Genomic DNA, 24852 nt, shown 5'->3' on the forward strand with positions numbered 1-24852 from the left:
GCAACGAGAGGCCCGGCGAGGGCGGGGTCGCTACTATTCACTGTCCGGGCACCGTTCGTTAACCTCCGCTGATGACAATCGCGGGGTTACGCGTGCCCGCCCGACGCGAAAGACCATCACGAGGAAAGGTGCTGCGATGCGCGAAGTGTTCCATCAGTCGCTGGAGGACGTGCAGTCGCGTCTGGTCGAGATCTCCGAGCTCGTCACGGTGGCGATCGACAAGGCCACCCGCGCCTTCGGCTCCAGCGACGTCTCGCTGGCGGAGGAGGTCATCGACGCCGACCTCATCATCGATCAGAAGACGGTCGAACTCGATGAGCTCGCGATCGAGATCCTCGCCCGGCAGCAGCCTGTCGCCCGCGACCTGCGCATCGTCGTCAGCGCCCTCCGCGTCAGCGCGTCGCTCGAGCGCATGGGCGACATCGCCGAGCACATCGCCCAGCTGACCCGCATGCGCTTCCCGGAGCGGGCGGTCCCGAAGGGCCTGAAGTCGACGTTCTCCAAGATGGGTCAGCTCGATGTCGAAGCCGCGCGCCTTCTGACCGAGCTCCTTCGGACCATCGACCTGACGATCACCGATCGCATCCGCGACCTCGACGACAAGATCGACGACCTCCACGTCAGCGTCTTCGAGAAGGTGCTCTCCGACAGCTGGGAGGGCGAGGCCTCGGCGACGGTGGACGCCACTCTCGCGAGCCGTTATCACGAGCGCTTCGCCGACCACGCCGTGTCGATCGGGAAGAAGATGATCTATCTCGCCACCGGCGACTGGGCGAGTCACGGCGAGGCGTTCGAAGAGGCCCAGGCCGCGAACGCCTGATCCACTCCCCCGACGCAGAAACGGGCCCGCGCTGTGTGCGCGGGCCCGTTTCTGCGTTCTGGAAGTGCTACTTCTTCGCGCCCTGAGCGGCGACGGCCGCAGCCCCGGCGGCGGCGGCCTCGGGGTCGAGGTACTGCCCCGGCCCGTCGGCGACGAGGTTCTCGTCGAGGCGGTACACCAGCGGAATGCCCGTGGGGATGTTCACCTCGGCGATGTCGGCGTCGCTGATGCCCTCGAGGTGCTTCACCAGTCCTCGCAGCGAGTTGCCGTGCGCGGTGACGAGGACCGTCTTGCCCGCCTGGAGATCGGGCACGATGTCGCTGTTCCAGTAGGGCAGCAGGCGGTCGATCACCAGTGCGAGCGACTCGGTGCGCGGCACCTCGCCGTCGATGCCGTGGTAGCGCGGGTCGCCGACCTGGCTGAACTCGTCGTCATCGGCCAGCGGCGGCGGCGGCACGTCGAAGGAGCGGCGCCAGAGCATGAACTGCTCCTGCCCGTATTCGGCCAGGGTCTGCGCCTTGTCCTTCCCCTGCAGCGCGCCGTAGTGCCGCTCGTTCAGGCGCCACGACCGCTTCACCGGGATCCACAGCCGATCGGCCGCATCGAGGGCGATGTTCGCGGTCTGGATGGCGCGGCTGAGCACCGAGGTGTAGAGGATGTCGGGAGCCAGGCCCGACTCGGCCAGGAGCTGGCCGCCACGGGTGGCCTCGGCCTTGCCCTGCTCGGTCAGGCGGACATCGACCCACCCGGTGAAGAGGTTCAGCTCGTTCCACTCACTCTGGCCGTGACGAAGGAGGATCAGCGTAGAGGGCTCGGTCATACCTTCATGCTACTGAGCGCATCGGCAGCGCCCGAACCCGCTGGCATCATGGAGAGATGACCGGCGGACGCGCTCCCATCGGGCGTGCGACGCGCGGGACCACCGGCACCAACCGCCTTCGCCGGGTGGACCGCTGGATCGCCCGGCACCCCGCCCTCCGCCGCTCGGCCGATCCCCTCGTCGTCGACCTCGGCTACGGAGCCCGCGGCTGGACGACGCTGGAGCTGTGGTCCCGCATCTCGCGGGTCCATCCCGCCGCTGAGGTGGTGGGCCTCGAGATCGATCCCGCGCGGGTGGACCGCGCCCGTGAGGAACTCGCGCGCGTCCGCGCCGGCGAGACCTCGTTCGCCCCTCACGCTCGGGTGCACTTCGATCGCGGCGGCTTCGAGATTCCCCTTCCGGCCGGACGCCGCCCCGCGGTCATCCGCGCCATGAACGTCCTCCGCCAGTACGACGAGACCGAGGTCGTGTCCGCCTGGGAGCAGATGGCCGCCCGGCTCCCGACGGGCGGCGTGCTCGTCGAGGGCACGTGCGACGAGCAGGGCCGGATCGCCAGCTGGATCGCCATCGACCACACCGCGCATCCGCGGAGCCTCACGATCTCGCTGCGCCTGGCCGATCTCGAGCGGCCGGGGGTCGTCGCCGAGCGACTCCCGAAGGCCCTGATCCATCGCAACGTGCCGGGCGAGCGGATCCACGACCTGCTCCAGGCCGTGGACGATGCGTGGGAGCGGGCCGCGAGCCTCGCCCCGTTCGGCCCGGTCCAACGCTGGGAGGGAGCCCTGGAGGCGCTCCGGGCGCGAGGGATGGACCTCCCCGACCGCCGGCGCTGGCGCCTGGGTGAGATGACGGTCCCGTGGGAGACCGTCGCCCCCCGCTGACGGGGTCCGGTCAGGCCGACGCCCCGATTCAGGCCTCGGCGACCTTGCGCCGGGAGAGACGGGTGATGCGCGGCACGCCGGCGACCGCGCCCGCCTCCGGCGGCACGATGGCGACCTGCGCGGCCGCGACCTCACCGTCGTCGGTGTCGACGACGAGGTCGGTGTCGATGGGGGTGTTCCGGCGCACCAGCGCCAGAGCGATGGGCCCCTCCTCGTAATGCAACGCCGACGAGGTGATCGCCCCCACGACGTCCTCTCCGCTGCGGACCGGGGATCCGTGCGCCGGGAGGGTGCTGTCACTGCCGTCGAGGTGCAGGGCGACGAGGCGGCGGGGCGGGTGGCCGAGATTGTGCACCTTGGCCACCGTCTCCTGTCCGCGGTAGCAGCCCTTGCTCAGGTGCACCGCGGTCCGCAGCCAATCGGCCTCGTGCGGGAGTGCACGCTCGTCGGCCTCACTCCGCCAGCGCGGACGCCACGCGGCGATGCGCAGGGCGTCGGCGGCGAGCGAGCCGGCAAGGCTCCGTTCGCCGCGGCGGGCGTCGTCGATGAGCCGCGCGGCGTCGTCCGGGAGCACGAGCGCCTCGGTCCAATCCCAGTCCGCGCCGGGGTGGTCGTCAGCCGGTCCGTAGGCGTGCCCCCCGACCTGGACCCGGGGCCACGGGTCGTGCCACGTGAGCGGGTGTCCGGCCGGCTCGGCCGCAGGAACGCCGCGCACCGCGGCATCCGTCCCCCCGACCACGACGACCTCGTCGGTCGCATCCCTGATCTCCACGCGCAGCCGGAACCGCATCCGCATCAGCCACGACGCCAGCGGCTCGACGTCGGCGGCATCGACGATCAACCAGGTCGTCTCGCCGTCGTCGAGGACGGATGCCGCGTGCTCGACGTGTCCGTGCGGATCGAGCACGAGCAGCTCGGTGCTCTCACCTGGAGAGAGATGCGCCACCGCCTGCGACGTGAGCGAGTCCAGCCACGACAGCCGGTCGGGTCCGGCGACGGCGATGACCCCACGATCACCGAGGAGTGCGACAGCGCGACCGTGGGCCAACGCGCGCTGCTCTCCCAGCGGATTGCCGAGGTGGCGGAGCGCGCCGTCTTCGACGATCGCTCCGGGAAGGTCGATGGGGGGGAGCATGTCAGTCCGCCTTCGCCAGTCGGGCCGACGCGTGCGCGCCCAGACGCGCGCCCACGGCGGCGATGTCCCAGGCCCACAGCAGGTGGCCGTCCACGAGCCCGTACATCCGTGTGGCGGCGGTGTAGGGCTTGGCGCCCGCGGTGCGGACCACCGCGTCGGTGGCGAGGTCGATGCGCGGACCGCGGACGCGTCCGAGGTACAGCTCGCTGACGCCGTCGGAGTGAACGATCGCCGCTTCCACCTCGAAGTCGCCCTCGGACGTCCGCAGGGCCTCGACGTCATCGACGGTGCGCGCGCGGGCGCTCGCGGTGGGGGGAAGGAGCCCGGGTCCGGCGTCGGCAGCGGTCGCGGGACGCGACAGGCGCCAGAATCCCATCTCCGAGACCAGCTCCTGCGGCTGCGGGTCGGGCGCGGGAGCGATCAGCCATGCGCGGGCGGAGTAGTTGAGGTGGTCTCCCCCGTCGTGACTGAAGCTCACCCGGTGACGGAACTCGCCGACGTAATGGTGCTCAGGCGCGTCGTAGTCGATGACACCCGTTCCCTCCCACACGCCCAGGAGCCATGAGAGAGGAGCGAGATCGGCGGGGAGGTCGGTCGGCAGGTCGAGCACGAAGGGCTCGTCAGCGCTGACCGCGGTAGAGGTTCTTGATCACGACAGCCGACACGAACGCGATCGCGACCGACGCGAGACCCAGCAACCCCAGGTAGAAGATTTCCAGCGCAAGGAGGTCCATACGCCCGAGTCTAGTGCCGCCGGCGGCACCTAGCCCGTCACGACGGCAGCGAGCGCGAAGCCCATGCTCAGCACGCCCAACACCAGCAGGGCGCCGAGGACGCTGGCCGCCACACGCTCCGTGAAACCCTGGGAACGCCCGTACCACAGCTGCACCGCGAACGCGATGATCAGGCAGCCGCCGAGACTCACCGTCAACCACGCGGCCCGCCACTCCACCGGCACGAGCACCCCGATCGCCACTCCGGCGACCGCCGCGAACACCCACACGGCGATGATCCCGCCGATGGTGCGGCGGGGAACGAGCTCGATCTCGGACATCTCCTCCATTGTGTCCCATCACCGGGGCGGGAACACCCCCGCTCGCCGACCGCGTCAGGCCGGTTCTCGCCACGCTCTACACTGGGCTTCACGACGTGAAGTCAAAGTGCACGACGCCCCAGAGCGTCGGGAGGACGGTCCAGCGAGTGGCACAGCTTCTGGTGTTGAGCTCCACGCAGGGAGCAGGACCGGTCTTGCCTGCCCTGGAACTGCTCAGTCACCGCGTGCGGCTCATCCCCGCCGAACCGGCTCAGCTGGTCAACGCCCCCGCAGCAGACGTCATCTTCGTCGACGCCCGAGTCGACCTCGTCGGCGCCAAGTCGCTCTGCAAGATCCTCAACACCACGGGCCTGGACGCACCCCTCGTCCTCGTCGTCACCGAGGGCGGCCTGACGGCGGTGTCCACCGATTGGGGCGTCGACGACGTCATCCTGGTCACCGCAGGCCCAGCCGAGGTCGACGCCCGCGTCCGCCTCGCGATCGGCCGAGTCTCCAAGGAGCAGGTCTCCACCCGCATCCAGACCTCCGGCATCAGCATCGATGAATCCTCGTACTCCGCCAAGGTGCACGGCAAACCGCTGGATCTGACCTATAAGGAGTTCCAACTCCTGCACTTCTTCGCCACGCACCCCTCGCGGGTGTTCACGCGCGAGCAGCTGCTGAGCGAGGTGTGGGGCTACGACTACTTCGGGGGTACCCGCACCGTCGACGTGCATGTCCGGCGACTGCGCGCGAAGCTCGGCGATCTGGAGCAGCTGATCGGCACCGTGCGCAACGTCGGCTATCGGTTCAACGTCTACGAGGACGATCAGGTTCCCGCCCCCCGCGACCGGACCGCGAACCGGGAGCGTACGGAGGCGTGATCGCCTCGCCGAGACCGGCTGACCGCCGGTCCGGCACGGGTCTGTTCACGCGGCCGACACCTCTCCCTGCAATGATGTGGGGATGATCGAACACGATGTGCTCGACGCCGGCCTCGGCGATGCGGATGACGACGACTTCGACGTTCCCGAGGCATTCGACTCCGAGCTCCCGGACGATCGGTATCTCGATCGCGAGCTGAGCTGGCTGGCTTTCAATCAGCGGGTCCTCGAGCTCGCCGAAGACCCCTCGCTGCCGGTGCTCGAGCGGGCGAACTTCCTGGCCATCTTCGCCAGCAACCTCGACGAGTTCTTCATGGTGCGGGTCGCCGGGCTGAAGCGCCGCATCATCACCGGCCTCGCGGTCCCCACCAACGTCGGCCGGTCCCCCCAGGAAGTGCTGGCCGACATCTCCTCGGCGGCGCACGACCTCCAGCTCCGACACGCCGACGCCTGGACGAGCCTGGTACGGCCGGGGCTCTCCGAGAAGGGGATCGAGATCCTCTCCTACGACGATCTCAGCGCGGATGAGCGCACCGCGCTGTACGACTTCTTCCAGGCGCAGGTCTTCCCCGTCCTCATGCCTCTCGCGGTCGACCCGGCCCACCCCTTCCCCTACATCTCCGGCCTGTCGCTGAACCTCGCCATCCGCATCCGCAACGCCCGCACCGGTCGGCAGGAGTTCGCGCGGCTGAAGGTGCCGCCGATGCTGCCGCGGTTCGTCGAGGTCGCGCGAGACGGCGAGCGCGTGCGCTACCTGCCGCTGGAGGACCTGATCGCCCACAATCTCGACGATCTCTTCCCCGGCATGGAGATCCTCGACCATCACGCCTTCCGCCTCACCCGAAACGAGGACATGACGATCGAGGAGGATGAGACCGAGAACCTCATCCAGGCCCTCGAGGCCGAGCTCCTGCGCCGCCGGTTCGGCCCGCCGATCCGGCTCGAGGTCACCGAGGACATGGACGACCTGACGCTGGACCTCCTTCTCAGCGAGCTCGACATCACCGCCCAGGAGGTCTACCGCCTTCCGGGGCCGCTGGATCTGCGAGGGCTGTTCGACCTGTCGCGGATCGACCGCCCCGAGCTGCACTACAAGCCGCACCTGCCCACGACGGCGGTGGCGTTCCAGCCGGGCGACAACAACGAACGTGCCGACATCTTCGCCGCCATCCGCAAGGCCGACGTGCTGGTCCATCACCCGTACGAGTCCTTCGCGACGAGCGTCCAGGCGTTCCTCGAGCAGGCGGCCAAAGACCCGCACGTGCTCGCCATCAAGCAGACGCTGTACCGCACCTCGGGAGACAGCCCGATCGTGCAGGCGCTCATCGATGCCGCCGAAGCCGGCAAGCAGGTACTGGCGCTGGTCGAGGTCAAGGCACGGTTCGACGAGGCGGCCAACATCGTCTGGGCGCGCAAGCTCGAAAAGGCGGGCGTCCACGTCGTCTACGGCCTCGTGGGGCTGAAGACCCACTGCAAGCTCGCCCACGTCATCCGCGAGGAGGACGGCGTGCTGCGCTCGTACAGCCACGTCGGCACCGGCAACTACAACCCCAAGACCAGCCGGATCTACGAGGATTTCGGCCTGTTCACGGCCAACGATCAGGTCGGGCGCGATCTCACACGGCTGTTCAACGAGCTGTCGGGCTACGCGATCGAGAAGAAGTTCAAGCGCCTCCTCGTCGCTCCCCTGCACCTGCGCAAGGGCTTGCTGCGACTGATCGACCGGGAGCGCCGCAACGCGCTGGCGGGTAAGCCCGCGCGCATCCGGATCAAGGTCAACTCCATGGTCGACGAACAGATCATCGACGCCCTCTACCGGGCGAGCCAGGCCGGCGTGCCCGTGGACATCTGGGTGCGCGGCATCTGCTCGCTCAAGCCCGGTGTCCCCGGCATGAGCGAGAACATCACCGTCCGCAGCATCCTCGGTCGCTATCTGGAGCACTCGCGGATCTTCTCGTTCGCGCACGACGGCGACCCGCAGGTGTTCATCGGCAGCGCCGACATGATGCACCGCAACCTCGACCGTCGTGTCGAGGCGCTCGTCCGGGTCACCGCCGAACAGCACCTGAAGGAGCTCTCCGACCTGTTCGACCTCGCGATGAACGACGGGACGAGCTCCTGGTGGCTCGGCCCCGAGGGCGAGTGGACCCGTCACAGCCGAGACGACGACGGCAAGGCGCTGATCGATCTGCAGGACCGGACGATGACGAACGTGCAGCGCCGTCGGCGTGCACGGGCGGTGCGATGACGGCCGACACGGTCTGGGCTGCAGGCGGCGTGGTCTGGCGTCTGGTGGAGGGGAAGCTCCGGATCCTCCTCATCCATCGCACGAAGTACCGCGACATCACGCTCCCGAAGGGCAAGGTCGACCCGGGCGAGACCCTCCCCGAGACGGCGGCGCGCGAGATCCATGAAGAGACCGGGATCAAGGTGAGCCTCGGCGCACCCGTCGGGGTGTCCCGCTACCACCTGCCGAGCAAACGCGAGAAGGTCGTGCACTACTGGGCGGCCGAGGCGACCGAGACGGCCATCCGCACCTCCTCGTTCGTGCCGAACCGTGAGATCGCTGCCCTGGAGTGGCGGTCGCCGAAGAAGGCGCTGAAGCTGCTCAGCTATCCCGTCGACATCGACATCGTCGAGCGGTTCCTCGCGCTTCGCGAAGGCGATCCGCCTCGCACGTTCCCGGTGGTGGTCCTGCGCCACGGGAAGGCGCTCGCGCGGGAAGACTGGGACGGAAAAGACACCGACCGGCCGCTGACGGTCCGCGGCAAGCGCCAGGCGACGGCGCTCGTCGGCCAGCTGCAGGCCTTCGGCGTCCGACAGGTGCTCTCCAGTCCCGCCGTCCGCTGCGTCAAGACGATCGCGCCCTTCGCCGCCGCGGCCGGACGGAAGGTGGAGCTCTGCCGGAACATCAGCGAGGACGCCTGGGACGAAGGATCGGCGGACGTGCGCCGGGTGATCGGCGAGCGGGTCCGCAGCCGCAAGCCCGTGGTGCTCGTGAGTCACCGCCCGGTCCTGCCCACGATCCTCAGCGAGGTCGTGCTCGCGACGGGGACGCTCCCCGGCATGCTGGCCAAGACACCGCCGCTCGAGCCGGCCGGGTACTCGGTCCTCCATGTCTCCGCCGACGCCCCGGGCTCGGGCCTCCTCTCGATCGAGACCTTCACGCCCGCACTGTGATCGCAGGTCGGGCACGATGAGGGCCGCGCGGTCGCAGCCATCCGGGTTCGTCATCCGCTGGGCCCGAGTGCCCGAGGGGATGCCGCGTCGCGACGTCGCCTGGAGCATGATCGCCGAGCTGGCCGGAAACCCGGCGGCCCTTCGCCTTCGCAACCCCTGTCCTCGCTGCGGCGGACCGCACGGACCGGTCGTCCTGGAGGGCACGGGACTGCGCGGATCGGTGGCCTACGCCGGACGCATCGCGGTCGCGGCCGTCACGCCCGCCGCGGGGACCGTCGGGTTCGGGATCGATGCCGAAGCACGGCTGGATCCCGTGCGCGACACCGCCGGGTGGGACGGGGTGCCCGGGCCGGGACGGCGCGGCACCGTCCGCGAGTGGACTCGGATCGAGGCTGCGCTGAAGGCGGACGGCCGGGGGCTCGACGTCGACCCCGCCGACGTCGTCGTGCGAGAGAGGGCGGACGGCACCTGGTCGGCGACGCTCCCCGGTCGCCGGGAGCCGGCCGAGGGATGGGACGTTCCCGCGACCTCGGATCTCGTCGTCAGTGCGGCGATCCTCCGTCAGTGACGCCGCGGGAGGGCGACGCCGTCGATCCAGCGCGACAGGAGCGCTTCCCCGGACGGTCCGAACGACTCGGCGACGGCGAGACGGAACTCGTGGGTGCCGACCACCTGGTGGCGGTGCACGGTGGTCCAGCGCCGCAGGAAGGGGAAGAACGCCGCATCGCCGGCGGCTGAGCGCAGTGCGTGCAGCGTCAGCGCTCCGCGCTTGTAGACCCGATCGTCGAACATCGCCTCCGGACCGGGGTCGGCGAGGAGCAGATCGGCCGGCTCGGCCGCCACACGCTCCCAGTGCGCAGCGGCGTGGGCGTCGGCGGTCGCCCCGCCCGAGCGCTCGGACCACAGCCATTCGGCGTAGCAGGCGAAGCCCTCGTTCAGCCAGATGTCGCTCCAGTCGCGGAGGCCCACGCTGTTGCCCACCCACTGATGGGCGAGCTCATGGGCGATGAGCCGCTCGAACGACAGCGCGAGGTGGTTGACGCCGAACAGCGCCATTCCCTGCGCTTCGAGCGGGATCTCCAGGACGTCCGGGGTGACGACCATCGTGCAGCGCTCCTGGGGATACGCGCCGAAGACATCCTCCAGGACCGCCATCATCCGCGGCAGCGGAGCAAAGGCCTGCGCGGCGCGCTCTGCGAGTTCGGGGGGATGGACCAGCTCCGCCACCACCCCCGGAACGGTCACCGCGGTGGTGGTGAAGCGCCCGACGTGCGCAGCCACGAGGTAGGTCGGCGTCGGAACGCGCAGCTCGAAGGTGCGGGCTTCGAGCCGGCCACGGCGCCGGACGTCCATCGGCACCCCTGTCGCGATGGCGCGGTACGGCGCGTCCGTCGCCAGGGTCACGCGGTAGGTCGCCCGGTCGTCGGGGCGGTCGTTGCACGGGAACCAGGTCGGCGCACCGGTCGGCTGCGCGGCGACGAGGGCGCCGTCATCGAGCTCCTCCCACCCGAGCGTCCCCCAGCGGGTCCGGCGCGGTCGCGGTGCGCCGCCGTAGGCGACGTCGACGGAGAACCGCTCCCCCGGTTCCAACGGCGCGGCCAGGGTGAGGTGAAGGGCGCGGGAGTCCTGGCGGAACGCCACCGGGTCGCCGTCCACGCGGACCGAGGCCGCCCGCAGGCCGACGAGATCGAGGCGCACCTGTCGCGTCGAGAGGGCCGCGACGGCGTTCAGAAGCGCCCGCCCGTCGAGGCGGTTGGTGCGCACGCGGTACGTCAGGTCGAGGTCGTACGACTCGACGTCGAAGGCGGCGTCCCCGCTGTCGGGGGTGTAGGCCGAGACCGGGGTCACGAGGTCGAGGACATCACGAGGTCGACTGGTAGGCGCGCACCTTCACCGCGCGCCAGGGTCCGATCGGGTTTCCGCTCCAGCGTGACCCGACGGGCACCGCCTCGCCCCGCATCACCAGCGACGCCGGGCCCACCGTCGCGTGCGACCCGATCACCGCGCCCGGGAGGATGACGCTGTGCGGACCGAGGGTCGCGCCGGGTTCGAGAGTGACCGTGTCCATACTCATGATTCGATCATGGAACAGGTGGGTCTGCACGACGCACCCGCGATTGACCGTGCTGCCGTCGCCGAGGGTGACGAGGTCGGGTTCGGGGAGCCAGTAGCTGTCGCACCACACTCCCCGACCGATACGAGCCCCGAGGGTACGCAGCCACACGGCCAGGGCCGGTGTGCCGGCGGCCGCCCGGGCGAACCAGGGTGCGGCGACCATCTCGGTGAAGGTGTCCGACACCTCGGTGCGCCAGACGAAGCTCGACCACAGGGGGGACTCGCCCGCGGGGATCGACCCGACGATGAGCCACTTCGCCGCGGTGGTCACGAGCGCCGCCACGGCTCCGGCGGCCAGAAGCACGACGCCCGAGAGCAGCAGGGCGGCGATCGGGGCCGCCTCCCACAGGGCGGCGAGGACGAAGAGCACACCCAACCCGATGCCGCAGGTGACGATGACGGGCACGAACCGGCACAGCTCCCACAGCGTCCGTGCGACGCGGAGCCGGACCGGCGGGTGATAGGTGCGCGCGTCGTCTCCGCCCGCGGTGACCCGTCGCAGGCGCACGGCCGGCGAGCCGAGCCACGACGATCCGGCCTTCGCCTTGCGCGGCGCGGAGGACAGCACCGCCACGAGGCCGTCACGGGGCACACGGTGCCCCGGCGCGGCCATGCCGGAGTTGCCGAGGAAGGCGCGCTTGCCGATGCGCACCGCGCCGATCCGCACCCAGCCGCGCCGCAGCTCGTAGGACGCCACCATCGTGTCGTCGGCGAGGAACGCCCCGTCTTCGATGCGGGTCATCGACGGCAGAAGCAGCACGGTCGACGCCTCGACGTCCTTCCCGACCTGGGCGCCGAGAAGCCGGAGCCACACCGGTGTGAACAGGCTCGAGTAGAGCGGGAAGAGGATCGTGCGGGCGGAGTCGAGCAGTCGCTCGATGGTCCAGGCCCGCCAGCCGTTCGCACTCCGCACCGGGAAGGTGCCCTCGCCCAGGCCGAGAGACAGCAGGCGTACCGCGACGATCACGGCGGCGGCGAAGACGACACCGGCGACCAGGACTCCCGGGACGAGCAGGGCGAGCGCGCCGAGGAACGCGGTGCCGAGGTCATCCGCCCCCCGGATCCCCGCGGCCACCACGAGCCCTCCGAGGGCGAAGGCGACGATCGGAAGGAGGGCGAGCAGAACGGATGACGCGGCGTAGGCCCACAGCCACCGGGTCGGCGCGGGGGCGCGCTCTGTCGGCCACCCTGCCGCGACCTCCCCCACCCGGACGGCGGGCGACCCGGCCCACGACTGATCGGCCTTGACCCGGCCGAACACCGCCGACCCGGGTGCGATCTCGGCGCGCTGTCCGATGCGCGTGCCCGGGGCCAGCGTCGACCGCGCGCCGACCGTGGCGTCCGCCCCGATGCGCACAGGTCCGATCCGCACGACGTCGCCGTCGATCCACGTGCCGGTGAGATCCACCTCCGGCTCGATCGCCGCACCGTCACCGATGACGAGCATGCCGGTGATGGGCGGCAGGGTGTGCAGATCGACGCCCCGGCCCACCGTGGCCCCGAGGGCCCTGGCGTAGTAGACCACCCAGGGGGCGCCGGCGAGCCCGACCGCATCCACCTGGTCGGCGATCTGCTCGGCGAGCCACAGCCGAAGATGCACACCACCCCCGCGCGGGTGATCACCCGCCTTCACCCCGGCCAGCAGCAGTCGCGCCGCCGCGGCGGCGATCGCCATGCGACCGAACGGCGTGGCGAACAGCAGCAGTCCCGCCACGAGCACCGGCCACGGCGCGGTCGGCAGCACCTCGAATCCCGGTACGAGCTGAAGAAGCGCCGAGGCGGTGAGGAGGTACAGCAGCCACCGGATTCCGCTGAGCACGAACAGCGGCACCGCGAGCAGCGTCTGCGCCCACTGGGTTCGGCGCGGGGTCGGCACCGGCCGATGGAAGTCGGTGCGGGCATCCTCGGCCACGGCTCCGACCGCCTTCGCCATCGCACCGAGCCGCGGGACGTCGTAGATGTCGGCGACCGAGAACTCCGGCACCCGCGCCCGCAGCCGCGACACCAGCTGCGCGGCGGCGAGCGACCCCCCGCCCAGGTCGAAGAAATCCGCTTCCCGGTCGCCCACCGGCATCCCGAGCACCGCCTGCCACTGCGCGGCCAGCCACACCTCGTCGGGTGAGAGGCCGCTGACATCGAGCTCGACGCCCGGGAGCGGCCACGGCAGGGCGGCACGATCGACCTTGCCGGAGGTGCGCACGGGAAGGTCGTCGACGACGGCGAGGAGTGGCACCAGCGCGGCCGGCAGTCGCTCGGCGAGGAAGGCCCGCGCGGCCGCACGATCGAGGTCCGCGGGAGCGACGAGGTATCCGACGAGGAGGGGGACGCCGGCATCGCTGGTGCGCACCGCCGCGGCGGCCGCGGCGACACCGGGGATGTCCTGCAGGGCCGCCTCCACCTCACCGAGCTCGATGCGCCGGCCGCCCACCTTCACCTGGTCGTCGGCGCGACCGACGAACACCAGGCCCTCGGGGTCGTACCGCACGAGGTCACCGGAGCGGTAGGCCCGTTCCCAGCCCAGCTGCGCGAACGGCGCGTATTTCTCGGCGTCTTTCGCGGGATCGAGGTAGCGAGCCAGGCCCACGCCGCCGATGATGAGCTCGCCGATCTCGCCCGGCGCGACCCGTACGCCCTCGGCGTCCACGACCGCGAGCGCCCACCCGTCGAGGGGCAGACCGATCCGCACCGGCCCCCCGTCGCCGAGCGGGGCCGCGCAGGCCACGACGGTGGCCTCGGTCGGGCCGTAGGTGTTCCACACCTCGCGCCCTTCCACCGACAGGCGGGCGGCGAGGTCGGGCGGGCATGCCTCGCCGCCGAAGATCAGCAGCCGCACGCTCTCGAGCGCATCCTGCGGCCACATCGCCGCGAGGGTCGGCACGGTCGAGACCACGGTGATCCCCTGCCTGATGAGCCACGGCGCCAGATCCTCGCCCGACCGCACCAGCGCGCGAGGTGCGGGGACGAGGCACGCGCCGTGCCGCCAGGCGAGCCACATCTCCTCGCACGACGCGTCGAAGGCGACGGACAATCCGGCGAGCACGCGGTCGTCGGGGCCGAGCGGCGCGTCCTGGAGGAACAGCCGCGCCTCGGCGTCGACGAACGCCGCAGCCGACCGGTGCGTGACGGCGACGCCCTTCGGCACGCCCGTGGAGCCGGACGTGAAGATGACCCACGCGTCGTCGTCGGGCGTCGGGGGCTCGAGCAGGGCGAGCGCAGCGGTGTCGGTCGGCACCCCGGCGGCCCCGTGATCGGCGGGAACGGCCCGACGAGACGATGCCTGGCGCACGACGTCATCGCCGACGAACACCAGGCCGTCGGTGAGGATCCCGGCGACCCGGGCCTCGCCGAAGACCAGGCGGGCCCGCTCGTCCGGGTCGTCGGCGTCGACCGGCACGTACGCGGCGCCTGCGGCGAGGATCCCGAGGATCGCGAGATACAGGTCCTTGGAACCGGAGGCGATCCGCACTCCGATGCGATCACCTCGCGTCACCCCCGCCTCGTGCAGGCGGAGCGCGAGGCGGCCGGCGGCTCGCACCGTTTCGCGGTAGCTGAGGGCGGTCGACCCGTCATCGATCGCGGAGGCCTCGGGGTGGCGGGCGGCGGTCTCGCGGACGATGTCCCACAGCGTCCGAGAAGGCGGGGCGGCGCCGGCGCGGTCGAGCTCGGACTGGTGGCGATCGTTCCCGGGACGGGGTCGGACCGAGTCCGGTTCGGGCGCGGGCATGTCTCGGATCGTAGCGAGAGAAGGTAACGCAGTCGGCCGTTCGGGGGCGTGACCCGTTCACCTGCCGTTCACCGGCCCAGCGCACTCTCTTAAGAGTCGATGCTTAGCGTGCCCTCCGGACCCTGCACCGGGCATCCATTCCCCAACCCGAAGGATTCACACAGTGAAGATCTCCCGTATTGCTCAGCTGGGCGCCGTCGCGGCCGTCGCGGCGCTGACGCTCACCGCCTGCGCCGCCAACGAGACCGCCCCCGCCGGCGGCGACTCCTCCGACGCTCCCGCCGAGTCGACTCTCTCGGGTGAGCTCGTCGGCTCGGGTGCCTCCTCGCAGGAGGTCGCGGTCCAGGCCTGGTCCGCCGGCTTCCAGGGCGCAAACCCCGATGTGACCGTCTCGTACGACCCCTCGGGCTCGGGTGCGGGTCGCGACTCGTTCCAGGCCGGCGCCGTCGCCTTCGCCGGCTCCGACCGCGCCTTCACCGCCGACGAGATCGCCGAGGGCCCCTTCGACGGCTGCGTCGAGGGCTCCGGAATCATCGAGCTGCCCTCCTACATCTCGCCCATCGCTGTCATCTTCAACCTCGAGGGCGTCGACGAGCTGAACATGGATGCCGCCACTATCGCGGGCATCTTCGCGGGAACCATCTCCAACTGGAACGACCCGGCGATCGCCGCGCTGAACGAGGGCGTCGAGCTGCCCGACCAGCAGATCACTCCGGTTCACCGCGCCGACGACTCGGGCACCACCGAGAACTTCACCGACTACCTCTACCAGGCTGCTCCCGACGTGTGGACCTACGAGCCCGACGGCGTGTGGCCGCTCAGCTCGGGTGAGGCCGCGCAGGGCACCTCGGGTGTCGTGGCCGCCGTCGAGGGTGGCGTCGGCACGATCGGCTACGCCGACGCGTCGCGCGCCGAGGGCTTCGGCCAGGTCGCCGTGCAGGTCGGCGAAGAGTTCGTCGCCTTCTCGCCCGAGGCCGCCGCCGCCGTCGTCGACGCCTCGCCGCGTGAAGAGGGCCGCACCGACGGCGACCTCGCGATCGCCCTGGACCGCACCCCCGACGAGGCTGCTTACCCGATCGTTCTGGTCAGCTACATGATCGCGTGCGAGGAGTACGTCGATGCCGCTCAGGCGCCGCTGGTCAAGGGCTTCCTCGAGTACGTCATCAGCCCGGAGGGTCAGGACGCCGCGGCCGAGGCCGCCGGTTCGGCTCCGGTCTCGGACACCCAGCGCGAGAACATGCAGGCTGCGATCGACCTGATCGTCACCGAGTGACACCATGGTGTCCGACCCGCTTCGGCGGGTCGGACACCATTCCTCTCCCCCGGGAGAACATCCGCACCCCACCCGAGAACAGGATGAGATGACCACTCTGGCTCCTCCGGCGGCCGAACCCCGCACGAAGCCGAAGCAGCGCCCCGGCGACCGCTGGTTCTCGGGAACCGCGCTGTTCGCGGGCTCGATGATCCTCGTGACCCTTGCCGCCGTCGCGATCTTCCTCATCGTCCAGTCGATCCCCGGCCTCACCGCCACGAGCGAGAACGCCTCGGTGCTGACCTCGACCTTCTGGTCGTATGTCTGGCCCCTCGCCTTCGGAACCCTCTGGGCCTCCCTCCTCGCGCTCGTGATGGCTGTGCCGCTGTCCGTGGCCGTCGCCCTCTTCATCTCCCACTACGCCCCGCGCCGTCTGGCGCAGACCCTCGGTTACATCGTCGACCTGCTGGCCGCCGTCCCGTCGGTCGTCTTCGGCCTCTGGGGAATCCTCGTCCTCGCGCCCGCCGTCCAGCCGGTCTACACCTGGCTCGTCGACAACGCGGGGTGGTTCCCGCTGTTCGCCGGGCCCGTCTCGGGCACCGGCCGCACGATCTTCACCGCCGCGATGGTGCTGGCGGTCATGGTGACACCGATCATCACCGCCATCTGCCGCGAGATCTTCCTGCAGACCCCGGTCCTCCACGAAGAGGCGGCCCTCGCCCTCGGCGCCACGCGCTGGGAGATGGTGAGGATGGCGGTGTTCCCCTTCGGCCGCTCCGGCATCGTCTCGGCCTCGATGCTCGGCCTCGGCCGCGCCCTCGGCGAGACGATGGCCGTGGCCATGGTGCTCTCGGCCACCGGCGTGGTGACCTTCCGGCTCTTCACCTCCGAGAACCCCAGCACCATCCCCGCGAACATCGCCCTGACCTTCCCCGAGGCGTACGGCGTCAACGTCAACGTCCTCATCGCCACCGGCCTGATCCTCTTCATCGTGACCTTCGCCGTCAACGCGCTCGCTCGCTGGATCGTCAGCCGGCGCAAGGAATTCTCGGGAGCGAACTGACATGGCCCTCACCTCCGCTCCCCCGACCGAGTCCCCCTCGGCTCCCCCGCTCACCGTCGACCAGCGGATCACCACCGGTCGGCTGCCGAAGTGGGCGCCCTGGGGCATCCTGGGCGCCAGCATCCTGCTCAGCCTGATCTTCTTCGGCATCCTCGCCCTCGCCCCCGAGGGAAGCTTCAACATCGCCGGCTTCGCGGTCGTCGCCGCGCTGGTCTACCTGGTCCTCATCACGGTCGTCTCCAGCGTCGTCGAGGGTCGCCGCAAGGCCGTGGACCGGCTCGTGACGGGCGTCGTCACCACCGCCTTCGCCATCGCCATGGTGCCGCTGATCTCGCTCGCCTTCACCGCGATCACCAATGGCATCGCGGGGCTCTCGGCGGAGTTCTTCACCTCCTCGATGCGCAACGTCGTCGGCGAGGGCGGCGGCGCTCTCCACGCCATCGTGGGAACGCTCCTCATCACCGGCGCGGCCGCGATCATCTCCATCCCGATCGGGCTGTTCACCGCGATCTACCTCGTCGAGTACGGCGACGGAAAGCGCCTGGCGCGGGGCATCACCTTCCTCGTCGACGTCATGACCGGCATCCCCTCGATCGTGGCGGGCTTGTTCGCCTACGCGCTCTTCGCGATCTTCTTCGGCCAGGGCATCCGGCTCGGCATCATGGGCGCGATCGCGCTGTCGGTGCTCATGATCCCCGTGGTCGTCCGTTCGTGCGAGGAGATGCTGCGGCTCGTTCCCAATGAGCTGCGTGAGGCGTCGCTCGCGCTCGGCGTTCCGAAGTGGCTGACCATCGCCAAGGTGGTCCTCCCCACCGCGATCGGCGGCATCGTCACCGGCATCATGCTCTCGATCGCCCGCGTCATCGGCGAGACCGCGCCGCTGCTCATCACCGCCGGCTTCACCACGAGCATGAACTACAACCTGTTCGAGGGGCGCATGATGACCCTCCCGGTGTTCACGTACACCCAGTTCATGAACCAGGGCATCCCGGCCGAGGCGTACATCAACCGCGCCTGGGCTGCCGCGCTCGTTCTCATCCTGATCGTCATGGCCCTCAACATCGTCGCGCGCGTGATCGCCAACTTCTACGCGCCCTCCAAGGGCCGCTGACCCCGTTCTCCACCCGAATCAGAGGAATCGTGTCCAAGAGCATCGAAGTCAATGACCTGAACGTCTACTACGGCGACTTCCTCGCCGTCGAAGGCGTCTCCCTCAACATCGAGCCTCGCAGTGTCACCGCGTTCATCGGTCCGTCGGGCTGCGGCAAGTCGACGTTCCTGCGCACCCTGAACCGCATGCACGAGGTCATCCCCGGCGCTCGCGTGGAAGGCGATGTGCTGCTCGACGGAGACAACCTGTACGGCTCGAACGTCGACCCGGTGCTGGTCCGCCGCCAGATCGGTATGGTCTTCCAGCGGCCGAACCCCTTCCCCACGATGTCGATCCGCGACAACGTGCTCGCCGGGGTGAAGCTGAACAACAAGCGGATGTCCAAGTCCGACGCCGACGGCCTCGTGGAGCAGTCGCTGAAGGGCGCCAACCTCTGGAACGAGGTCAAGGACCGCCTCGACCGCCCTGGTTCGAGCCTGTCGGGCGGTCAGCAGCAGCGTCTGTGCATCGCGCGGGCCATCGCCGTGTCACCGCAGGTGCTGCTGATGGACGAGCCCTGCTCGGCCCTCGACCCGATCTCGACCTACGCCATCGAAGAGCTCATCGCCGAGCTGAAGAACGAGTACACCGTCGTCATCGTCACCCACAACATGCAGCAGGCGTCGCGGGTGTCGGACAAGACGGCGTTCTTCAACATCGCCGGCACCGGCAAGCCCGGCAAGCTCATCGAATACGACGACACGACCACGATCTTCACGACGCCCTCGGTGCAGGCCACCGAGGACTACGTCTCCGGTCGCTTCGGATAGACCTCGCAGACCTCCGCCGCGCGGCGTGCCCTGCTGGGGGGCTCGGCCCGTCGCGCGGCGAGAGCACTGCCGTGCGTTCCGCGGTCGTCAGTCGCGCGGCGACAGCAGGTAGTCGGTCATCGATGCCGTCAGGGCGGCGTCCAGGGCGATCTCGTGGTCGTCCACCGCAACGATCGGTGCCGCGAGCCGCACGCTGGAGACCAGCCATCCAGCGTCGGCGTGTCTCAGTCGGTCGACCGAGATGGTGTCGTACCCCACGTCGAACCCCCGTCCGGCGAGATACGCGAACAGGCTCAGCTGCGTCGTTCCGTGGAGGATTCCCGTTGCCGGCTCGGGGGTGACGAAGCGGTCGCCGAAACGGACGATGACCGATGCGGTCGGCGCCTCCAGCACGATCCCGTCGGATGACACGAAGACGGCGTCATCCGCTCCCCTGCGGCCCGCTTCGCGGATCGCGGCCATGTTCACCGCGTACGACAGGGTCTTCGCGCCGAGGAGCAGCCACGGGGCGCGGGTGAAGGCGCCGCTGTCGACGCCCCGGTCGAGGGTCACCACTCGGACGCCATCGCGGCGCACCCGCGAGAAGTCGGGGGCGGGCGAGGCGGTGACCCAGGCCGTGGGTCCGGGCCGATGATCGACGCCTCGGCTCAGGACGAGCTTGATGACAGACTCCCCGGCGGGGCATCGCGACGCGATCTCCGCCACCGCCGCGCGCCACTGACCGAGGTGCGGAGCCGGAAGGTCGCACAGCGCCGCAGAATGCGCGAGACGCTCCAGGTGCGCGGTGACCTCCTGCGGGTGCCCGTCGACGACGCCGACGGATTCGAAGACACCGTCGCCGCGCTGCGCGCTCAGCTCGCCGACGCTCAGGACCGGGCCGGCGGGATCAACGGTCGAGAAGGTGTCGGAGAAGTCGCCGCGGTCGTCATCGGATGCGACGGGGTCGATCAACAGGGCGTGGCGCCGGGTCATCCCTCGAGCCTAGGTCAGCACACGGACGTGACGGGAAGAGCTCCCGCGTCGGGTCGGTTAGACTGGTCTCGCCGGGCCGCAGTAACCCCGGGCTCCATCTTCTGCCGCTGCGAGCGGCCATGCGCCGAGAGGCGTTCTGCGGCCCGGCACTCACGTCTCCCGCTCAGGTGAGCGCGTCGCGGCGCCACAGGCCCGCGCAGGCTGAGAGGTCGGCCGCGTAGTCGGTGAGGCGCAGGGCCCGGGTCGTCAGCGCAGCGGCGCGGTCGGGTTCGGTCGATTCGTAGTCGTCCGCCAGATGGCTCGCACCCGACGCCTGCACCCGGCAGAACGCCGCGGCCCGTTCGAGCGCGACGGCGAAATCTCCCTGGAAGAGCCCGCGCAGCAGGGTGTCCACGAGCTCGACGAGCTCATCCGGCCCCGCAGGTGTCGGAGCCCCGGCGATGACCTCGTCGGCCGAGGCGAGCTCCACGCGCCCCCGCTCGTACAGCAGTGCGGCGGTGCGGGGGTCGTCGTGGATCATGAGCTGCAAGAGGTACAGGCGCCAGAGCGCGCCCGGCAGGCTCTTCGCGGGCGCGTGCGACCACAGCTCGGCGATGTCGTCGATCCCGTGGTGATCGGTGAAGGCCACGAGGCGATCCACGATCTCGGCGGTGGGCTCGGAGCGCACCCGCGTCAGCAGGGCCTGGGCGGTGGAGTGGGCCACCCGCGAGACTTCGGCGGGATCGCGCGAGGCGAACACCCGATCGAACAACTCCGCGGGGCGGCGCACCGGCTTGTGGAATTCCCTCGATCCGTCACTCACCCGCCCCAGGCTACCCCCGTCTTTCGCGGGGCGGCGTGTCTCAGGCGTCGGTGGTGATCGCGACCAGGGGGTCTGACGTGGGCAGGCCCGTCGGCGAACCGCCTGCGGGCTCGACCGACATCGCGATGGTGTCCCCCTGCTCGAAGCTGGCCTCCAGCAGCGCGACGGCCTCCCCGCCGGGAGCCGGTTCGAAGGTCCCCGCAGAGGTCACGTCGTCGCCCCGGAGCACCCAGAGTTCGAAGACCTGATCGTCGGTGAGCTGCGGCAGTCCGTCAGTGACGACGACCGCCTGCTCCAGCGAAGGCGACCAGCGGGCCGTCACCACACCGCCGTCGGCGGCCTCGGCGGTCACGGACGCGGCGTCGGGCGCGGCCTCGATGGCGGCGAGCACCACCTGGGCGGGAGTGCGGCTCAGATACTCGTTCACCGACGCGGCGCCGAACCCGAGCGCGACGAGCAGGACGAAGCTCGCCGCGAGGGCGAGCATGCCCCGCGTCCAACGACGGCGGACGACGGCGATCGCCCCTGTGGTGGCGGGGTGGGCGTCGTGGTCGTCCGTGCGAGGACCGGCCGGCGGCGCAGCATCCGGACTCGGAGATGCCGAGGTGTCCTGCACCGCAGCCAAGAGACCGGTGGCCGACGAGATCTCGATCTCGCTCGCGGATTCGCCGGTGATCCGAGCCAACAGGGCGTCGCGGACAGACGGCGGCGGACTGACGGCAGGGACACCGTCTGCAAGGAGTGCAGCGGACTCGAGGGCGTCCTCGACGTGGTGAGCCCACTCAGGATGCGCGATCCGGGCCTGTTCGAACGCCTGCGCGTCTTCCGGCGACAGCGCGGCGAGCGCGTAGCCGGCCGCAAGCTCGGCGAATTCCTGTTCGTTCACGTTGTCACCCCCATCTCCACACGCAGTCGCGAGAGACCGTCCCGCATCCTGGTCTTGATCGTTCCGAGCGGCGCTCCCACGAGCGCCGCGATTTCGCTCTGACTGTAACCACCGAAGTACGCAAGAGTCAGTGCTTCCCGCTGCGCCTCCGGCAGGGTTCCGAGCGCTCGATTGACTTTTTCTGCTTCCAGGCGCAGCTCCACGTGCTCCGAGACCGTGTCGTGGGCGACCCCGAGGTCGCGATAGCCCACGCGGATGTCGCGATCGGAACTCGACTGCGACGACCGGACCCGGTCGACCGCGCGGCGATGTGCGATCGTGAGCACCCACGTTCTGCCCTGCCCCTTGTTCGGGGCGAAGCGGGAAGCGGATTGCCAGACTTCCAGGAAGACCTCCTGGAGCACTTCTTCGCTCTGGGAGCGGTCGACGAGCACGCGCAGGATCAGACCGAACACCCGCGGCGAGAGCATGTCGTAGAGCCGGGTGAAGGCGTCGGCGTCGCCCTGAGCGACCTGCTGGAGGAGATCTCCGACGTGGTCGGCGTGCGGTTCGTCCTCGCGCACGTCGGCTCCGTCGATCACCACATCCAACAGCATGCCGTACTCCCCTCGGAATCCCGATTCCGGCGCTCGGTCGACACCTGTTCGTTGCGAAGCATCCAGCGGTTTGCCAGAACACGACGTCCCGCGCATCCCATCCGATCCGGGAGGGGTTCCGAAGGACCCGTTGTACCCGCTGAACCCAGTGGGGTCCCTGCACCGGGGACGCGGCCCGTGCCGCTTCGACTATCAGGAGGAACGCAATGTCACGCAAGACTCGTCTCACCGCCGGTCTTTCCCTCGCCTTCGCTGCGACGCTCGCGCTGAGCGCCTGTTCGTCCGGCGCCGGCACCGCGGAAGACACCATGGAGCCCTCGATGGAGCCGTCGACCGAGGCCTCGTCCCCCGCCATGGAAGAGGACATGGCGATGGACCCGGCCGCCAACCTCGTCGGCCCCGGTTGCGAGGCCTACGCCGAGCAGGTGCCCGACGGCGCCGGTTCGATCGAGGGCATGTCGACCGAGCCCGTCGCGGTGGCCGCATCGAACAACCCGCTGCTGAGCACCCTCGTGCAGGCTGTCAGCGGTCAGCTCAACCCCGAGGTCGACCTCGTCGACACGCTGAACGGTGACGAGTTCACCGTGTTCGCTCCGGTCAACGACGCGTTCGCCGCGCTCGACCCGGCGACGCTGGAGTCCCTCCAGACCGACACCGCCGGTCTGACCTCGATCCTCACGTACCACGTGGTCCCCGGCCAGCTGTCGCCCGACGAGGTCGTCGGCACCCAGACCACGGTCCAAGGCGCCGACCTCGAGGTGACCGGCTCGGGCGACGAGCTCATGGTCAACCAGGCCAGCGTGATCTGCGGTGGCGTCGTCACCGCCAACGCCACGGTCTACCTGATCGACTCGGTCCTGACGCCGCCGGCTCAGTGATCTGATACTCCCGGCCGTATCTGGGGTACGGCCGGGTGAATGGGGCGATGTGACCGCCGGTGCCTGGCGAGGTGGGCACCGGCGGTCGCGTCGTTTCCCTCTGAGCGGTCGACCAGCCCGACACCGTTAGGCTGGAACCGCGGGCCTCTAGCTCAGTCGGTAGAGCATCGGACTTTTAATCCGCGGGTCGTGGGTTCGAGCCCCACGGGGCCCACCGCAACCACCCCCCCTGCATGCCCGAGACGATCCGTCAAGGGCCCGGGAGGGGACCTTTTCCCCCGTACCGTTTCAGGTATGTCACCGGCTGAACCCCCCTTGCTCTCGGGGCGTTATCGCGTCGGCGAATGCATCGGCGAAGGCGGAATGGCACGGGTCTACCGTGCGGAGGACGTCGCTCTCGGGCGCACGGTCGCCATCAAGCGGATGCGGGGATCGATCGACGACGACCAGCCGCGCGTCCGGTCGGAGATGCGGCTTCTCGCCGGGCTGAGCCATCCTTCGCTCGTCACCCTTCTGGACGCGCATCTCGGTGACGAGACCCCCGGGGGCGACGGCGATTTCCTCGTGATGGAGTACGTCGAGGGACCGACCCTGGCGCAGTGTCTGAGCGGCGGCCCGCTGCCCCCTGCCACGGCCGCGGCGCTCACGATGGATCTCGCCGATGCACTGCACACGGTGCACGACGCGGGAATCGTCCACCGCGACATCAAGCCGTCGAACATCCTGCTCTCGCCCTCGCCGCTGCCGATGCGCCAGTTCCGCGCCAAGCTCGCCGACTTCGGCATCGCCTATCTGCACGACGGCGCGCGGATCACCTCGCCCGGCCTCGTTCTGGGCACCGCCGCCTACCTCGCTCCCGAGCAGGTCAGGGGCGACGCGCCCACCCCGGCGGTGGATGTGTTCTCGCTGGGCCTGGTGATCATCGAGGCGCTCACGGGCCTCCGCGCCTACCGACGCGGCACGGGCGCCGAAGCTCTCGTGGCGCGGTTGGCTTCTGCGCCGGCCATCCCGCCCGACCTCGACGACGGTTGGCGCGAGCTCCTGGTCGCGATGACCTCGCTCGACCCGCGCGATCGTCCCACTGCCCTCGATGTCGCCGTCGCCGCGTCCGCCCTCACCAGCACCGGTGTGATGATCGCCATGCCGCCGGCCGCGCCGGCGCCCGCACCCGCACCGTCGGGCAGCGTCGCCCTCGAGCCCACGATGTCGGGCCGGGATCTCGACACCTCCGAACTTCCCGCCACGATGCCGACCGCGCTCCCCGTCGCCGCGATCGCAGACGAGACGCCGCTCCCGGTGCAGTACACCTCGAGTCGCCGCGCGACGCGTACCGAGCGCACGCGACGGTCCCGCCGCGTCACGGCCCTCTGGGGCACAGCGGCCGTGGCCGCGCTTCTGATCGTCGGGGTCGTCAGCGCGCTCTCCGGCGCGTTCGGCACCGCCGGCTCGCTGACCCCCGTGGTGTCCGAACCGACGCCCGCGCAGATCCTGCCGGAGCCCGACCCCACCGAGGAGATCGCAGAGGATGCGGGCACCGCACCGGCACCGGTCCTGGACTCGGTGCCGGCGTCGGACACCGAGCTTCGAACCGATGACGCACAGGTCACGGATCCGCAGACACCGCCCGCCCCCGCGGTGAGCCCGAGTCCGACCGAGGCGACCACGACGCCGCGCCCGAACTCGACGCCCCCTGCACCTCGCGGCGACACCGACGAGGACGGCGAAGTCGACCCGTCTCCGACGCCGTCGCCACCCAGCCCCGACCCGACCCAGACGGCGCCGGAGGAGAACGGGACGCCAGGACCCGGCGCGGGAAACGGTCGCGGCAGCGGCATCCCGGGTTGGCTCCGCCCTCCCCCGTTCGACCGCGAGTCGGGTTCGCGCAGCTGAC

Annotated in this window: 22 protein-coding genes and 1 tRNA gene; 13 read left to right on the forward strand and 10 right to left on the reverse strand. The window is 70.3% G+C overall.

The window, feature by feature from the left end:
* Positions 1–136: 136 nt before the first annotated feature.
* A complete protein-coding gene (gene phoU / locus DT073_RS13215; RefSeq protein ID WP_124293807.1) occupies positions 137–820 on the forward strand; it encodes a phosphate signaling complex protein PhoU in 684 nt (227 codons plus the stop codon).
* Positions 821–887: 67 nt separating this feature from the next.
* Here phoU and DT073_RS13220 read toward each other — a convergent pair whose 3' ends face one another.
* Complete coding sequence (locus DT073_RS13220; protein ID WP_124293808.1) at positions 888–1640, reverse strand: phosphoglyceromutase; 753 nt, start codon at positions 1638–1640, stop codon at positions 888–890.
* Positions 1641–1696: 56 nt separating this feature from the next.
* Here DT073_RS13220 and DT073_RS13225 point away from each other — a divergent pair, with 56 nt between their 5' ends.
* Positions 1697–2521, forward strand: coding sequence for a class I SAM-dependent methyltransferase (locus DT073_RS13225; protein ID WP_124293809.1), 825 nt, complete (start codon positions 1697–1699; stop codon positions 2519–2521).
* 28 nt (positions 2522–2549) lie between these two features.
* On the opposite strand, the gene ygfZ is transcribed toward DT073_RS13225, so the two are convergent.
* From ygfZ to DT073_RS13240, 3 genes are all read right to left on the reverse strand, one after another.
* Positions 2550–3656 (reverse strand): CAF17-like 4Fe-4S cluster assembly/insertion protein YgfZ, encoded by a 1107-nt coding sequence (gene ygfZ / locus DT073_RS13230; RefSeq protein ID WP_124293810.1) that lies wholly within the window; start codon positions 3654–3656, stop codon positions 2550–2552.
* A 1-nt stretch (position 3657) separates the two neighbouring features.
* Positions 3658–4266, reverse strand: a complete 609-nt coding sequence (locus tag DT073_RS13235; protein WP_124293811.1) for a nitrobindin family protein — start codon at positions 4264–4266, stop codon at positions 3658–3660.
* 153 nt (positions 4267–4419) lie between these two features.
* The gene (locus DT073_RS13240; RefSeq protein ID WP_124293812.1) at positions 4420–4710 is read right to left on the reverse strand and encodes a hypothetical protein; all 291 of its coding nucleotides are present in this window, start codon (positions 4708–4710) and stop codon (positions 4420–4422) included.
* Positions 4711–4856: 146 nt separating this feature from the next.
* Here DT073_RS13240 and DT073_RS13245 point away from each other — a divergent pair, with 146 nt between their 5' ends.
* The 4 genes from DT073_RS13245 (at position 4857) to DT073_RS13260 (ending at position 9321) form a co-directional block, all read left to right on the forward strand.
* On the forward strand, positions 4857–5573 hold the full coding sequence (locus DT073_RS13245; RefSeq protein WP_124293813.1) for a winged helix-turn-helix domain-containing protein: 717 nt from the start codon (positions 4857–4859) through the stop codon (positions 5571–5573).
* A gap of 82 nt (positions 5574–5655) precedes the next feature.
* A complete protein-coding gene (locus tag DT073_RS13250) occupies positions 5656–7821 on the forward strand; it encodes an RNA degradosome polyphosphate kinase (protein WP_124293814.1) in 2166 nt (721 codons plus the stop codon).
* Positions 7818–8753 carry an NUDIX hydrolase gene (locus DT073_RS13255; RefSeq protein WP_124293815.1) on the forward strand — a complete coding sequence of 312 codons (936 nt, stop codon included), beginning with the start codon at positions 7818–7820 and terminating at the stop codon, positions 8751–8753. The genes DT073_RS13250 and DT073_RS13255 overlap by 4 nt, the downstream gene beginning before the upstream one ends.
* A gap of 16 nt (positions 8754–8769) precedes the next feature.
* Positions 8770–9321 (forward strand): 4'-phosphopantetheinyl transferase family protein, encoded by a 552-nt coding sequence (locus DT073_RS13260; RefSeq protein WP_124293816.1) that lies wholly within the window; start codon positions 8770–8772, stop codon positions 9319–9321.
* On the opposite strand, the gene DT073_RS13265 is transcribed toward DT073_RS13260, so the two are convergent.
* On the reverse strand, positions 9315–10601 hold the full coding sequence (locus tag DT073_RS13265; protein WP_124293817.1) for a M1 family metallopeptidase: 1287 nt from the start codon (positions 10599–10601) through the stop codon (positions 9315–9317). The two genes, DT073_RS13260 and DT073_RS13265, sit on opposite strands and share 7 nt — an antisense overlap.
* 13 nt (positions 10602–10614) lie before the next feature.
* Positions 10615–14592: a Pls/PosA family non-ribosomal peptide synthetase gene (locus tag DT073_RS13270; protein WP_124293818.1), complete on the reverse strand. Its 3978-nt coding sequence runs from the start codon at positions 14590–14592 to the stop codon at positions 10615–10617.
* A 163-nt stretch (positions 14593–14755) separates the two neighbouring features.
* Between DT073_RS13270 and pstS the strand changes: the two genes are divergently transcribed.
* The 4 genes from pstS (at position 14756) to pstB (ending at position 18827) form a co-directional block, all read left to right on the forward strand.
* Positions 14756–15865: a phosphate ABC transporter substrate-binding protein PstS gene (gene pstS, locus DT073_RS13275; RefSeq protein WP_124293819.1), complete on the forward strand. Its 1110-nt coding sequence runs from the start codon at positions 14756–14758 to the stop codon at positions 15863–15865.
* Positions 15866–15953: 88 nt separating this feature from the next.
* Positions 15954–16907: a phosphate ABC transporter permease subunit PstC gene (pstC, locus tag DT073_RS13280; protein WP_124293820.1), complete on the forward strand. Its 954-nt coding sequence runs from the start codon at positions 15954–15956 to the stop codon at positions 16905–16907.
* Between the two features lies 1 nt (position 16908).
* Positions 16909–18018 (forward strand): phosphate ABC transporter permease PstA, encoded by a 1110-nt coding sequence (pstA, locus tag DT073_RS13285; protein ID WP_124293821.1) that lies wholly within the window; start codon positions 16909–16911, stop codon positions 18016–18018.
* Between the two features lie 29 nt (positions 18019–18047).
* A complete protein-coding gene (gene pstB / locus DT073_RS13290; RefSeq protein WP_124293822.1) occupies positions 18048–18827 on the forward strand; it encodes a phosphate ABC transporter ATP-binding protein PstB in 780 nt (259 codons plus the stop codon).
* A gap of 87 nt (positions 18828–18914) precedes the next feature.
* Here the strand turns inward: pstB and DT073_RS13295 are convergent, their stop codons facing one another.
* The 4 genes from DT073_RS13295 to sigK all read right to left on the reverse strand — a co-directional run bounded on the left by DT073_RS13295 (position 18915) and on the right by sigK (position 22083).
* A complete protein-coding gene (locus DT073_RS13295) occupies positions 18915–19799 on the reverse strand; it encodes an aminotransferase class IV (RefSeq protein ID WP_124293823.1) in 885 nt (294 codons plus the stop codon).
* A gap of 163 nt (positions 19800–19962) precedes the next feature.
* On the reverse strand, positions 19963–20601 hold the full coding sequence (locus tag DT073_RS13300) for a DNA-directed RNA polymerase subunit beta (RefSeq protein WP_124293824.1): 639 nt from the start codon (positions 20599–20601) through the stop codon (positions 19963–19965).
* Positions 20602–20641: 40 nt separating this feature from the next.
* Positions 20642–21487 (reverse strand): anti-sigma factor, encoded by an 846-nt coding sequence (locus tag DT073_RS13305; protein WP_124293825.1) that lies wholly within the window; start codon positions 21485–21487, stop codon positions 20642–20644.
* Complete coding sequence (sigK, locus tag DT073_RS13310) at positions 21484–22083, reverse strand: ECF RNA polymerase sigma factor SigK (protein ID WP_124293826.1); 600 nt, start codon at positions 22081–22083, stop codon at positions 21484–21486. The genes DT073_RS13305 and sigK overlap by 4 nt, the downstream gene beginning before the upstream one ends.
* Before the next feature lie 206 nt (positions 22084–22289).
* Between sigK and DT073_RS13315 the strand changes: the two genes are divergently transcribed.
* The 3 genes from DT073_RS13315 (at position 22290) to DT073_RS13325 (ending at position 24851) form a co-directional block, all read left to right on the forward strand.
* A complete protein-coding gene (locus tag DT073_RS13315) occupies positions 22290–22961 on the forward strand; it encodes a fasciclin domain-containing protein (protein WP_124293827.1) in 672 nt (223 codons plus the stop codon).
* Positions 22962–23102: 141 nt separating this feature from the next.
* Positions 23103–23175, forward strand: a tRNA-Lys gene (locus DT073_RS13320).
* 80 nt (positions 23176–23255) lie between these two features.
* On the forward strand, positions 23256–24851 hold the full coding sequence (locus tag DT073_RS13325; protein WP_124293828.1) for a serine/threonine-protein kinase: 1596 nt from the start codon (positions 23256–23258) through the stop codon (positions 24849–24851).
* The last annotated feature ends 1 nt before the right edge of the window (position 24852 follow it).

Source organism: Microbacterium sp. ABRD28, from assembly GCF_003850245.1.
In the GTDB taxonomy this organism is placed as follows: Bacteria; Actinomycetota; Actinomycetes; order Actinomycetales; family Microbacteriaceae; genus Microbacterium.